Source organism: uncultured Anaerovibrio sp. (assembly GCF_947302755.1).
Classification (GTDB): domain Bacteria; phylum Bacillota; class Negativicutes; order Selenomonadales; family Selenomonadaceae; genus Anaerovibrio.
The window spans coordinates 1-10,927 of the sequence record NZ_CAMYWM010000085.1 but is presented as its reverse complement, the minus strand read 5'-3'; the positions used below and the strand labels follow the sequence as shown (position 1 = coordinate 10,927).

The following is a 10,927-nucleotide window of genomic DNA, read 5'->3' as shown; positions in this document are numbered from 1 at the left end:
GAGCAGCTGACTTGTAATCAGCAGGTTGGGGGTTCAATTCCTCTCGCCAGCTCCATTGATCCTTACGCGGGTGTAGCTCAATGGTAGAGCCCCAGCCTTCCAAGCTGGTCACGTGGGTTCGATTCCCATCACCCGCTCCATTAAAAGAGTATTTTTGCCGGGGTGGCGGAACTGGCAGACGCACGGGACTTAAAATCCCGCGGTAGGAAACTACCGTACCGGTTCGATTCCGGTCCTCGGCACCACAAAAAATACTTGAAATCAATTTTATAATATGCTATAATGCTATTGTTATGCGGCCGTGGCGAAACGGCAGACGCGCTAGCTTCAGGCGCTAGTGGGGGTTGACCCCGTGGTGGTTCAAATCCACTCGGCCGCACCATTTATTTAGCTTTTATATGCGGTTGTGGCGGAATAGGCAGACGCGCTACTTTGAGGGGGTAGTGATCACAAGTCGTGTGGGTTCAAGTCCCACCAACCGCACCATATAGTTTAAAGGATGCCGGGTAAATTGCCCCGGTTTTTTTATTGCGTATATTCAACCAACAGGAGCCAGCGTCAAGAAGATGCCGGCTCTTTTTATGTTTTTTCCATAAATGTGTGATACAATACCAGTGCTTTTATTGAATTTCTTTTATGTGGGGGCTCTATGTTATTTTTTTTATCTATTCTTTTTGTTGTACTTACAGCTATTATGATTATTACCCAGAAGGCTCTGGAGGTGATTTTACCTGATAGCAGCCTAAGCCAGGGGAAAAGACTTATTCTATATATTGATTTGCTGCTGGTAGCCGGAATGGTTTTGGGCTTTACCAAGCTCCATGGTACTGTCATTGGGGGCGTTATCCTGCAGACTGCCACAATAATCTTTATGGCCCAGATAATATACGATTGGTTGGCCTTGGCCCATGTTATATTACGCTTTTTTAAAAAGAAGCTGCTGGATATACCTGAGGATTCCCAGCGGCGCAGGCTTTTAAAGAAGGCTGCACTATTACCCGCAGGTGCCCTGGCTGTATCGGCCTATGGCGGTCTTATTGAACGCAATAAAACGGTGGTCAGACGCTTTGATGTTCCCGTGGACCACATACCCGATGATATAAAGGGCTTTTCCATTGCTCAGCTCAGTGATATTCATTTGGGACCTTTTATGGGCTTGGAGGACCTGGATAAGCTTCTGGCCCAGGCCAGTAATTTAGGGTGCGATACATTGGTTATTACCGGGGATTTATTTGATGATAACCGGATTAATTTTAAGGCCGCCAGGCTGGTGGACAGCTATGTGGACAGCTTTAAATATGGTATTTATTATTGTTGGGGCAATCATGAACATATGCGGGGGCTGCCGGCCATTGATATAGCTCTGGAGGGGACCCGGATAAAGAAGCTGGTTAATTCCTTTGATATGGTTGGGGGCAGGGATTTGCCAATTTATATGGCCGGAGTAGATTATCCGATAAAACGGGATCAGTTTTCCTTTTTGCAGGAAAAATATACGGAATTGGCCTTGAAGGACATTCCTGAAAAGTCGGTCAAGATATTGCTGGCCCATCATCCGGATTTTATAGCTTCAGCGGCGGAATATAAGGCTAATCTGGTGCTTACGGGGCATACCCACGGCGGACAATTGGGCTTTTTGGGAATTCCCTTGGTGCCACCAATTTTTAAATATATCAGGGGCATTTACCAGGTGGGAGATACCATGGGCTATGTTCATTCCGGCAATGGCAGCTGGTTTCCCTTCCGTTTAGGCTGCCCACCGGAAATTGCTGTATTCACGCTTACAGAAAAGTAAGAGGGAAAAGCAGGATTTTCATGCCTAGGCGTCGTATTGAGAATATGGTAGGTTCGTACTGGAAACATCATAGGAGGGATGCATCATGAACATGAAAAAACTGGGTGCTATTTTGTTTGGCTGCATCATGGCAGGTGCGGTACTTGTTGGGTGCGGAGGACAGCAGGGTAATCAGGCGGGAACCCATGATACTCAGATTAAGATTGGTACGTTGACTCATCTGAATGCCAGTGAAGAAAGAATCAACGAAGTAATGAAGAAGATTGATGAAGAGACAGACGTGAACCTTGCCCATGATTATGCTTATTATGATAAGCTAACCTCCATGTTGATGGGGCTCGAATCCGGCAGTGTAAAGGAAGTGAGCCTCTACAATAGTGTGGCACAGTACATGATGGGACGAAATGACAAGCTGGCTATAGTAGAGCATCGAGGTATGAATTTGGAGGATTCCTTTTGTTGTGCTGTCCGCACGGAAGATAAACAACTGAAGGCTGATCTGGATAAGGCAATTGGCGAGATGAAAGCGGATGGTACCCTTGATAAATTTGTTAAAACTTATATTACTGATTTGAAAAACGGGGAAGAACCACCTGCAGTTACAATGCCGACTAATAATGGTAAAAAGCTGAAGATTGCAGTAACAGGTGATTTGCCTCCTTTGGATTTGGTTTTGGCAGATGGTACACCAGCAGGCTTCAATACAGCAGTGCTGGCGGAAATGGGCAAGCGTCTAAATATGGATGTGGAAATAGTGCAGATAGACAGTGCTGCCCGTGCATCCGCTTTGGCCTCAAAGAAAGTGGATGTGGTTTTCTGGGTAGCAGTACCGAAGGGAGACTCAAAGGTGCCGGCTGATATCGATAAACCACAGAATATGGAGATGACTACTCCATATTATCAGGACAAAATAGTTCACGTTGGTCTTAAAAAATAATTTTATATAGCTATATTTGTAACAAATAAAAAACAGGGCACCGATATTAATCGGTGCCCTGATATTTTTAATTCATGGCGGAGTGGGAGGGGTTCGAACCCTCGCGGCCTTGCGACCCTAACGATTTAGCAAACCGTCCTCTTCAGCCTCTTGAGTACCACTCCATATATGGCGGAGAGGGTGGGATTCGAACCCACGGTGCCGTAAGGCATCACTGGTTTTCAAGACCAGCTCCTTAAACCACTCGGACACCTCTCCATAGCAAGAAATATTATACCAAATAGTAAATAATACTGTCAAGGCTTGGTTTGACAGTATTATTTTCAATAAAAAGGCAAATTTGATGAGCAAATTGTGAAATAGTCATTGTTGATGGTAAGCATGATAAGGTAGTATAATTATAGTTAAATAAGATATAAATTGTGCTACGTGGAGGGCGATGATTATGCCAACTATAATAAAACCATCTGCTGCGATACGGCAAAATTATAATGAAATAGCACAGCTTTGCCGTGAATCGGCTTCCCCTGTTTATTTAACAAAAAATGGTGAAGGTGACCTGGTAGTAATGGATATAGATACCTATAATTGCCGGGAAGCGGCATTTGCTCTGCGGGAAGAACTGTTAGAGGTTGAAGAAGCACGGCGTGATGGAGTGGCAGATTTTTCTGCTGATGAAGTGGTAGCTGCTATGAGGCAGGCAGTGAAAAGGGCGGCAAAGAAATGAGATATAGAGTAGATGTTTCGCCTAAAGCACAAGAGCAATTAGTGGAAAAAGCCAGTGAGTATACCATCATGCAGGACGAAGCATTAGGCAATAAATTTATAGATTCCTTTGCTGCTGCCAAGACGTCCTTGGAAGGCTTGCCGGAACGGGGCTCCCATCGCTTGCGGTATTTGCCTTTAATGTATAGGTTGATTCCCTTTTGGCCGCATTTATGGCTGGTATATCGGGTGAGTAAAAAGAAAAAAGTTGTATACATAGACTTAGTTATAGATGATCGCAGTGATTATGGCAGCTTGTTTTGATAGATAATATTAATGGAAGCTGCAATTTTTCATACTTTTTTATATTAGAATTAATACCTAGGCAATGAGGTGAGATTATGTCGGATACGGAAATTATTAAAAATGAAAAGGAGCTTGAGTTTGCAATTTTCTGTATAGAAAATCTTGCAAGTAGATTAAAGGTCCCTGCTCCGGTGGTATATACTGCCCTTGCTGAGAAAAGTGATATACTTACCAGCTACATTATTCCGTGTTATGAAGCTCTGCATACTCAAGGTAAGGATTATATTATTGATGATATTCTTGATACAATGAAGATTAAGGGGGTACAGATATGACTCTTTATCACGGGTCAAATGTTGATGTTGTGGCCCCAGATTTACTACATTCACGCCCTAATGTTGATTTTGGAAGAGGATTCTATACAACTCCATTGTATGAACAGGCTGTTAATTGGGTAAGAAAATTTAAAAAGCGTGGGGACAAGGCAATCATTATAAAATACGCATTTGATGAGACAGCTGGTACTGTGCTGAAAATAATGAAATTTGAGTCTTATTCAGAGGCATGGCTAGATTTTATTTTGAATTGTCGTTCAGGTAAAGATTATTCAGATTATGATATTGTTATGGGCGGCGTAGCGAATGATAAGGTGTTTAATACCGTTGAGCTGTATTTTAACAATCTGATAGATAAAAAGGAAGCCTTAAAGCGGTTAAGGTATGAAAAACCAAACTGGCAGGTGTGTTTTCGGACAGAGGAATCACTGAATTATTTGAAGTATATTGGGAGTGAACGGTTATGAACGCTGATCCTGTGTTGTTGCAAATGAAATATTCGAGGATAGTAGCTCTGTTGGCAAAGAGAAAAAATATTTCGTTGATGGATGCTTTGACAATATTTTATCATTCCCAGGTATATCAGCTTATGAGCGAGGGGATATCGGATATGCACTGTATGAGTGATGAATATCTCGTGGATGAGTTAATGATGGAATAAATAATTATTGTCAAATTTGCAGTTGAACTATAAATTTGCCATAGATTAGAGGAGTCGTTGCATTGCAATGGCTTCTTTTTATTGACACTATGGAGACTAACTTAGTATACTTAGTAAAAGATACATTAAAAAGCTTGGAAAGGAGAATGGATATGGCAGTTTCTAAAACCGTTACCTGTTCTTTTACGTTAGATAGAGAGACTTATGATGCCTTTAAAAGTATTGTTGTTAAAAACCATGAAAACGTTAAGGGTAATTTAATAAGGTATATGAAGGATGTTATCCAGTTCGAAACCGCCAATGCGGCAACTTTGGCAGCAATAAAGGAAGTCGAGGAAATGAAAAAGAATCCGTCTGTTGGCAAATCCTATTCGGATGTTGATAGGATGATGGAGGATTTGTTGGCGTGAAGTATGTAGTAAAGCCTACTAGCCAGTTTAAAAGAGATTTGAAGCGTGCAAAAAAGCGTGGATACAATATTGACCTTATTACGGATGTTATCAAAAAGCTGGCTCAGGGAGAGGAGCTTCCGCCAGAAAATAAGGATCATCAATTAAGTGGTAAGCTGGCAAAGTACCGGGAGTGTCATATTACACCGGATTGGTTATTGATGTATGAGATAGATGATATATATTTATATCTGTATCTGGCAAGAACTGGAACCCATAGTGATTTGTTCTGATGGACAAAGCAATTAAATTTATTAATTTATCATTTTATAAGCGAGGTGAAATCACCGGGCTGCGGGAGGGTGGTCTGGTGTCTGTTTGCAGAATATAGCAGAAGAAATTATTGAATTTGCCGATAGAAGCGAAGCCATGGCTTTGCTGGGAGAAAGAGACGAATATGTTCGTGTATTGATGGAGAATTTTGACGCTCGGTTCATTAGCCGGGGAGAGGTGCTGGAAATCAGCGGTGAAGCCTCCCAGGTGGAACCGGCGGCCAAAATTATGCGGGAGCTGCAGTACCTGTACAGACAGGGCAATGCCATCACCATGCACGAGGTAAGATATAGTATAGGTTTGGTAAAGGGGGGCAAGGGGGAGGCCCTTCACAGCTTATTTGGGGATACCATTTTGGTAACCTCCCGTGGCCGTCATGTACGCCCTAAGACTTTGGGTCAGCGTGTTTATGTGGATGCTATTAAAAGAAATTCCATCACCTTTGGTGTGGGGCCTGCGGGAACGGGCAAAACATATCTGGCGGTGGTTTTGGCCTGTGCCGCTCTTCGCAATCGTGAGGTGGAAAAGCTGATTCTTACCCGTCCAGCGGTGGAGGCTGGAGAAAAGCTGGGCTTTTTGCCAGGAGATTTGCAGGAAAAGGTTGATCCATATCTTCGTCCCCTTTATGATGCCTTGCAGGATATATTGGGGCAGGACACATATCAGAAGCTGATGACCAAAGGGGTTATTGAAATTGCTCCCTTGGCCTATATGCGTGGCCGCACTCTGGAAAATGCCTATGTTATTCTCGATGAGGCACAGAACACCACTGCCAAGCAGATGAAAATGTTTTTGACCCGTCTTGGCTTTGGTTCCAAGATGGTGGTAACCGGTGACCCAGGGCAGATAGATTTACCAAGGGGAGTTACCTCAGGATTAATAGAGGCAACAAAGGTCCTTGAAAAGGTTAAGGGCATTGAAATAGTACGCATGGAAGCCATGGATGTAATCAGACATGACGTGGTATCAAGAATAGTGGAGGCCTATGACCGTTATGAGGCTTCCCGTAAAGAAGATTAATAGGAGATTTGCCAATGGATGTTATTATCAGCCGTGAGCCTGAGGCTTTGAAGCTGGAGCCGGAAATAGAAGAAATTGTACGCCATGCAGCTTAGGTAACCGGCCCCCTTTACGGAGTGGAAAATGGCGAGGTAAGCATTACCTTGACCAACAATGAGTATATTCATCAGCTGAATAAAAAATATCGGGGCCTTGATGGCCCTACCGATGTGCTGTCCTTTGCCTTTGCTGACAGTCAGGAGGATGAACCGGAGATTGAAGGGGGACTGGAAACGGAAATATTGGGTGATATTATTATTTCCGTGGAAAAGGCCCGGGAGCAGGCTAAGGAATATGGCCACAGCTTAAAAAGAGAGCTGTCCTTCCTGACGGTTCATGGTATGCTGCACCTCATGGGCTATGACCACATGGATGAGGAAGAGCGGCTGGAAATGGAGGAGGAGCAGCGTTATGTAATGGGGAAGCTGGGTATCAGCCGTGATGACGGTGATGATAAGGATATGCAGCTGCCATTGGCCCAGGCTCCTGATGTTGTAAAGGGCAAGGGTGTAGAAATTGACATTAACTCTATTCCTAAAAATGAGCCCAAGAAATTGCCAAAGGATTATAAATCCGGCTTTGTGGCAGTAATCGGCCGTCCAAATGTGGGTAAGTCCACTCTGATAAACAGCCTTATCGGCCAGAAAATCGCCATTATGTCCGATAAGCCTCAGACTACCCGCAACAGAATTATGTGTGTGCTGACCAAGCCAGATGCCCAGCTGGTATTTTTGGATACTCCTGGTATTCATAAGCCTATTGATAAGCTGGGGGAATACATGGTAAAGGCTGCTGAAGGTACTTTGCAGGAGGTTGACGCCATTATTTTCGTGGTGGATGCCAACGAGAAATTTGGCCCCGGGGAGCATTATATCCTGGAACGGCTGAAGTCCACCAGGAAGCCGGTTGTACTGGCTATTAATAAGGTGGATTTGCTGGAGGACAAGGAGGCCTTGCTGCCGATTATTACCAGCTACAATGCTAAGTACGATTTTGCCGCCATCGTGCCAATTTCTGCCCTGGAAGAAAATAATCTGGAGGGGCTGCTGGAGGAGGTAAAGAAGCACCTGCCCAAGGGGCCCCAGTATTATCCTGAGGATATGGTGACTGACCAGCCGGAGCGATTGATTATTGCGGAAATGGTGCGGGAAAAGGTTCTGCATCTCACCCGTGACGAGGTACCCCATTCCATAGCCGTTGATGTGGACGAAATGAAGACCCGGGATAACGGTGATAACTATGTGCGGGCCACCATCTATGTGGAGCGGGATTCCCAGAAGGGAATCATTATCGGCAAGAAGGGGGCCATGCTGAAGGAAATCGGGGCCCAGGCCCGTCAGGATGTGCAGATGCTCCTGGGGGGCAAGGTATTCCTCGACCTTTGGGTCAAGGTGAAGAAGGATTGGCGCAACAGGGATAATATCCTTAAAGGATTTGGTTTTGAATAATGGGACAATATCAGACGGATGCCCTGGTTTTAGGTGTGAAAAACTGGGGTGAGGCAGACAAAATTATTACCCTGTTATCCCGTGACCATGGAAAGATTACGGCTACGGCCTTTGGCTGTCGTCGGCCTAAAAGTCCCTTGGCCGGTGCCCTGCAAATGTTCAATGAGGTGGATATTCAGCTTACCAAGGGCAATCGCCTGGACACGGTCCGGCAGGCCTCTCTAAAGCATGCCAACCGCACCATGAGCACGGATTTTTCGGCCATGGCCTATGGAGCCTTTGTGGCGGAGCTGGCCACCAATCTGGCAGTGGAGGGCTTTCCCCAGGGGGATATGTACGATAAGCTTTTGGAGGTGTTCAACGCCTTTGGCAGCCGCAATCCCCGTATTGCGGCACTGGCGGCGGCCTTTCAGATTTTGGAGTTTTCCGGTATGCAGCTGTCCTATGACAGATGTGTGAGGAGCAATCAGGAAATTGAGGGGGACGCATATTTTTCTATTCAGGAGGGTGGTGCCATATCACCTGAAATGGTACGGCCTGAGGACAGGGATATTATGGAATATCCGGCGGCACTGCAGGTATTTATCGGCCAGCTGCTGAGGCTGAATTGGCTGGATAAGCCTGCCTTTAAGGTGAACGGACGTATTATGGTCCAGGCGGAAGCCCTGCTGTTAGGGTATTTATACAGTATGTTTGGCAAGCCCATGAAATCCTTGAAGTTTATCCAGCAGCTGTAATACCTCCTCCGCCCTTCGGGCACCTCCCCCAGAGGGGAAGGCTGTTTTTTTGCAAAAAAAAGAGGGATGAACCCAAATCGTGAAATTTGGGCCATCCCTTTTTTCTTTTAATTATTTACCGAAATGTCTCTTTAACAGACCTTCAAACCCTTTGCAGTGACGGGCCTCATCCTTGCACATTTCATGTACAGTGTCATGGATAGCATCCAGATTCAGCTTCTTGGCAAGAACAGCCAGCTTCTTTTTGCCCTCGCAAGCACCAAATTCAGCATCTACACGCATTTTGAGATTTTTCTCAGTGCTGTCGGTCAATACCTCGCCTAACAGCTCAGCAAATTTTGCTGCGTGCTCAGCCTCCTCCCAAGCATAACGCTTGAAGGCCTCGGCTACCTCAGGATAGCCCTCACGGTCAGCTACCCGGCTCATAGCCAAGTACATACCAACCTCGGTGCACTCGCCGTTGAAGTTCTGCTTTAACCCTTCAACAATCTCGGAGTCAACACCCTGAGCTATACCCAGCTTGTGTTCATCAGCCAGCTGCTGGCCGCTCTCGTCCATCTTGTTGAATTTTTCCGAACCAACATGGCAGATAGGGCACTCATCTGGTGGAGCATCCCCCTCATGAACATAACCGCATACGCTGCATACATATTTAGCCATAAAATACCTCCTTACAAATAATACACACAAAGGATTTCTTACTTACAATTATATATAAAAAATTCAAAAAATAAAGAAATTTTTTATTATATGCACAAAAAATCTAATTGAGGCCAGACAGCAGGGAGAAAAGATTTTTGTGCAGCCACTGGGGCGTTTGTAGTTATGGGGTAAATGTGATAAAATTGCTTGTTAGTATCAATATGAATTATACAGAAAATAGTAATATTCCAGGAGAAAAATATGTTTGAAATAATTTCAAAATCGCCAATGGACACGGCGGCCATCGGTGACAAAATCGGCAGACACCTTTCTGGTGGTATGGTGATATGCTTATATGGTGACCTGGGGGCAGGGAAGACCCTTTTTGTGCAGAATTTGGCCAAGGGCTTGGACATAGAGGAGGAAGTAACCAGCCCCACCTTTAATTTAATGAATGTTTATGAGGGCAGAATGCCCCTTTATCATTTTGACCTCTATCGTCTGGAGCAGGAATACGAGCTGGAGGATATTGGCTTTTTTGATTATGTTGGTGATCCTGATGGTATAGTGGTGATTGAATGGGCGGATAAGTTTGGGGACTGTCTGCCGGACGATTTTGTCCTGCTTACTATTGAGCGTATAGCGGGGGATGATAACCAGCGGCGATTGATTTTTGATATACATGGTGAGGCATATACCGATTTTTTACGGGAGGTTGAGGGGCTGTGCCAATTTTAGCAATGGATACTGCCACCATGGTTTCCAGTGTGGCTGTGGCAGATAATAAACGATTACTGGCGGAATTGATTGTGGAAAACAAGCTGACCCATTCGGAAACCCTGCTTCCTCATGTGGAGCAGGTCCTTGATATGGCCGGAACCGGGAAGGAGGCTTTGGAGGCGGTGGCTGTAAGTATTGGCCCAGGCTCCTTTACCGGCCTTCGCATAGGTCTGGCGGCGGCCAAGGCTATAGCCTATGGCCTGAGCATTCCTATTATAGGCATTCCCACCATGGAGGGACTGGCCTGGCATTATCCTGTTCCGGGAATACGGGTGGCCGGGTTTATCGATGCCCAGAAGGGAAATGTTTATACGGCCCATTATCAGTGGAATGGCACTGACTTTGATGAAGTGCGGCCAATTGAGGTATTATCCCTGGAGGAGGCCATCAAGGTCTGTGGCGGGCTGTCAGGTACGGTGGTGGCTGTGGGCGATATGGTGGCCAAGAAAATGACGAAGCTGGAAGCCCTGCCGGCCAATTTGCTTATTCCGCCGAAGCATACCATGATGCCAAGAGCAGCTAATATTGCCATGGCGGGTTTAAGGAAGCTGGCAGCAGGTCAGGTGGGCTCAGTGATGGATATGGAGCCGATTTATATAAGAAAGTCCGAGGCAGAGGTGCTGTGGGAAAAGCGTCAGGAGAAGCTGAAGCAGGAGGCACAATGACCTATATGTCACCTAGCTGACACTGAGGTCGGTTTTCGCCCAGTACCATTGGGTGCTTCCCTCCATAAGGGACCAGCTCATTTTATCCGATGCTAACGGGTGCTAAGACTCCCTCCTCTTAGGTGGGAGTAAAGC

At 45.4% G+C, this 10,927-nt stretch carries 15 protein-coding genes, 6 tRNA genes and 1 pseudogene; 19 read left to right on the top strand and 3 right to left on the bottom strand.

Going from position 1 to position 10,927, the window contains the following annotated elements; translation table 11 throughout:
• Nucleotides 1–66: 66 nt before the first annotated feature.
• The 6 genes from Q0Y54_RS08835 (at nt 67) to Q0Y54_RS08810 (ending at nt 2,732) form a co-directional block, all read left to right on the top strand.
• Nucleotides 67–140: transfer RNA gene (locus Q0Y54_RS08835), tRNA-Gly, on the top strand.
• A gap of 16 nt (nt 141–156) precedes the next feature.
• Nucleotides 157–245: transfer RNA gene (locus Q0Y54_RS08830), tRNA-Leu, on the top strand.
• A gap of 50 nt (nt 246–295) precedes the next feature.
• Nucleotides 296–382, top strand: a tRNA-Leu gene (locus Q0Y54_RS08825).
• An 18-nt stretch (nt 383–400) separates the two neighbouring features.
• A tRNA-Leu gene (locus Q0Y54_RS08820) sits at nt 401–486 on the top strand.
• A gap of 163 nt (nt 487–649) precedes the next feature.
• On the top strand, nt 650–1,795 hold the full coding sequence (locus tag Q0Y54_RS08815; protein WP_297966435.1) for a metallophosphoesterase: 1,146 nt from the start codon (nt 650–652) through the stop codon (nt 1,793–1,795).
• An 85-nt stretch (nt 1,796–1,880) separates the two neighbouring features.
• Complete coding sequence (locus Q0Y54_RS08810; protein WP_297966432.1) at nt 1,881–2,732, top strand: transporter substrate-binding domain-containing protein; 852 nt, start codon at nt 1,881–1,883, stop codon at nt 2,730–2,732.
• Between the two features lie 75 nt (nt 2,733–2,807).
• Here the strand turns inward: Q0Y54_RS08810 and Q0Y54_RS08805 are convergent.
• A tRNA-Ser gene (locus tag Q0Y54_RS08805) sits at nt 2,808–2,896 on the bottom strand.
• A gap of 5 nt (nt 2,897–2,901) precedes the next feature.
• Nucleotides 2,902–2,990 (bottom strand) — tRNA-Ser (locus Q0Y54_RS08800).
• A gap of 187 nt (nt 2,991–3,177) precedes the next feature.
• On the opposite strand from Q0Y54_RS08800, the gene Q0Y54_RS08795 reads away from it, so the two are divergent.
• From Q0Y54_RS08795 to recO, 11 genes and pseudogenes are all read left to right on the top strand, one after another.
• The gene (locus Q0Y54_RS08795) at nt 3,178–3,459 is read left to right on the top strand and encodes a type II toxin-antitoxin system Phd/YefM family antitoxin (protein ID WP_297966429.1); all 282 of its coding nucleotides are present in this window, start codon (nt 3,178–3,180) and stop codon (nt 3,457–3,459) included.
• Complete coding sequence (locus Q0Y54_RS08790; protein ID WP_297966426.1) at nt 3,456–3,761, top strand: type II toxin-antitoxin system RelE/ParE family toxin; 306 nt, start codon at nt 3,456–3,458, stop codon at nt 3,759–3,761. The genes Q0Y54_RS08795 and Q0Y54_RS08790 overlap by 4 nt, the downstream gene beginning before the upstream one ends.
• A 77-nt stretch (nt 3,762–3,838) precedes the next feature.
• Complete coding sequence (locus tag Q0Y54_RS08785; RefSeq protein ID WP_297966423.1) at nt 3,839–4,078, top strand: DUF3791 domain-containing protein; 240 nt, start codon at nt 3,839–3,841, stop codon at nt 4,076–4,078.
• Nucleotides 4,075–4,545 (top strand): DUF3990 domain-containing protein, encoded by a 471-nt coding sequence (locus Q0Y54_RS08780; protein WP_297966420.1) that lies wholly within the window; start codon nt 4,075–4,077, stop codon nt 4,543–4,545. Before Q0Y54_RS08785 ends, Q0Y54_RS08780 begins: the two co-directional genes overlap by 4 nt.
• The gene (locus tag Q0Y54_RS08775; protein WP_297966418.1) at nt 4,542–4,739 is read left to right on the top strand and encodes a DUF3791 domain-containing protein; all 198 of its coding nucleotides are present in this window, start codon (nt 4,542–4,544) and stop codon (nt 4,737–4,739) included. Before Q0Y54_RS08780 ends, Q0Y54_RS08775 begins: the two co-directional genes overlap by 4 nt.
• A 152-nt stretch (nt 4,740–4,891) precedes the next feature.
• Entirely contained in the window at nt 4,892–5,149 is a 258-nt protein-coding gene (locus Q0Y54_RS08770; protein ID WP_297966416.1) for a hypothetical protein, read from the top strand.
• Nucleotides 5,146–5,421 (top strand): type II toxin-antitoxin system YafQ family toxin, encoded by a 276-nt coding sequence (locus Q0Y54_RS08765; protein WP_297966414.1) that lies wholly within the window; start codon nt 5,146–5,148, stop codon nt 5,419–5,421. The genes Q0Y54_RS08770 and Q0Y54_RS08765 overlap by 4 nt, the downstream gene beginning before the upstream one ends.
• A 136-nt stretch (nt 5,422–5,557) precedes the next feature.
• Nucleotides 5,558–6,481, top strand: coding sequence for a PhoH family protein (locus Q0Y54_RS08760; RefSeq protein ID WP_080325453.1), 924 nt, complete (start codon nt 5,558–5,560; stop codon nt 6,479–6,481).
• A 14-nt stretch (nt 6,482–6,495) separates the two neighbouring features.
• Nucleotides 6,496–6,960 (top strand): annotated as a pseudogene (ybeY, locus tag Q0Y54_RS08755) (rRNA maturation RNase YbeY); the annotation flags it as partial.
• Between the two features lie 114 nt (nt 6,961–7,074).
• Complete coding sequence (era, locus tag Q0Y54_RS08750; protein ID WP_297966438.1) at nt 7,075–7,968, top strand: GTPase Era; 894 nt, start codon at nt 7,075–7,077, stop codon at nt 7,966–7,968.
• Entirely contained in the window at nt 7,968–8,705 is a 738-nt protein-coding gene (gene recO, locus Q0Y54_RS08745) for a DNA repair protein RecO (protein ID WP_297966412.1), read from the top strand. Before era ends, recO begins: the two co-directional genes overlap by 1 nt.
• A 111-nt stretch (nt 8,706–8,816) precedes the next feature.
• On the opposite strand, the gene Q0Y54_RS08740 is transcribed toward recO, so the two are convergent.
• On the bottom strand, nt 8,817–9,365 hold the full coding sequence (locus Q0Y54_RS08740) for an NADH peroxidase (RefSeq protein WP_297966410.1): 549 nt from the start codon (nt 9,363–9,365) through the stop codon (nt 8,817–8,819).
• A gap of 243 nt (nt 9,366–9,608) precedes the next feature.
• Between Q0Y54_RS08740 and tsaE the strand changes: the two genes are divergently transcribed.
• On the top strand, nt 9,609–10,085 hold the full coding sequence (tsaE, locus tag Q0Y54_RS08735; RefSeq protein ID WP_297966408.1) for a tRNA (adenosine(37)-N6)-threonylcarbamoyltransferase complex ATPase subunit type 1 TsaE: 477 nt from the start codon (nt 9,609–9,611) through the stop codon (nt 10,083–10,085).
• On the top strand, nt 10,073–10,792 hold the full coding sequence (tsaB, locus tag Q0Y54_RS08730) for a tRNA (adenosine(37)-N6)-threonylcarbamoyltransferase complex dimerization subunit type 1 TsaB (protein WP_297966406.1): 720 nt from the start codon (nt 10,073–10,075) through the stop codon (nt 10,790–10,792). The genes tsaE and tsaB overlap by 13 nt, the downstream gene beginning before the upstream one ends.
• Nucleotides 10,793–10,927 lie beyond the last annotated feature (135 nt).

Bases quoted from the DNA above. Each gene is read 5' to 3' on its own strand.
- Q0Y54_RS08815 (WP_297966435.1), top strand. From the start codon at position 650: ATGTTATTTTTTTTATCTATTCTTTTTGTTGTACTTACAGCTATTATG.
- Q0Y54_RS08810 (WP_297966432.1), top strand. From the start codon at position 1,881: ATGAACATGAAAAAACTGGGTGCTATTTTGTTTGGCTGCATCATGGCA.
- Q0Y54_RS08795 (WP_297966429.1), top strand. From the start codon at position 3,178: ATGCCAACTATAATAAAACCATCTGCTGCGATACGGCAAAATTATAAT.
- Q0Y54_RS08790 (WP_297966426.1), top strand. From the start codon at position 3,456: ATGAGATATAGAGTAGATGTTTCGCCTAAAGCACAAGAGCAATTAGTG.
- Q0Y54_RS08785 (WP_297966423.1), top strand. From the start codon at position 3,839: ATGTCGGATACGGAAATTATTAAAAATGAAAAGGAGCTTGAGTTTGCA.
- Q0Y54_RS08780 (WP_297966420.1), top strand. From the start codon at position 4,075: ATGACTCTTTATCACGGGTCAAATGTTGATGTTGTGGCCCCAGATTTA.
- Q0Y54_RS08775 (WP_297966418.1), top strand. From the start codon at position 4,542: ATGAACGCTGATCCTGTGTTGTTGCAAATGAAATATTCGAGGATAGTA.
- Q0Y54_RS08770 (WP_297966416.1), top strand. From the start codon at position 4,892: ATGGCAGTTTCTAAAACCGTTACCTGTTCTTTTACGTTAGATAGAGAG.
- Q0Y54_RS08760 (WP_080325453.1), top strand. From the start codon at position 5,558: ATGGCTTTGCTGGGAGAAAGAGACGAATATGTTCGTGTATTGATGGAG.
- recO (WP_297966412.1), top strand. From the start codon at position 7,968: ATGGGACAATATCAGACGGATGCCCTGGTTTTAGGTGTGAAAAACTGG.
- Q0Y54_RS08740 (WP_297966410.1), bottom strand. From the start codon at position 9,365: ATGGCTAAATATGTATGCAGCGTATGCGGTTATGTTCATGAGGGGGAT.
- tsaE (WP_297966408.1), top strand. From the start codon at position 9,609: ATGTTTGAAATAATTTCAAAATCGCCAATGGACACGGCGGCCATCGGT.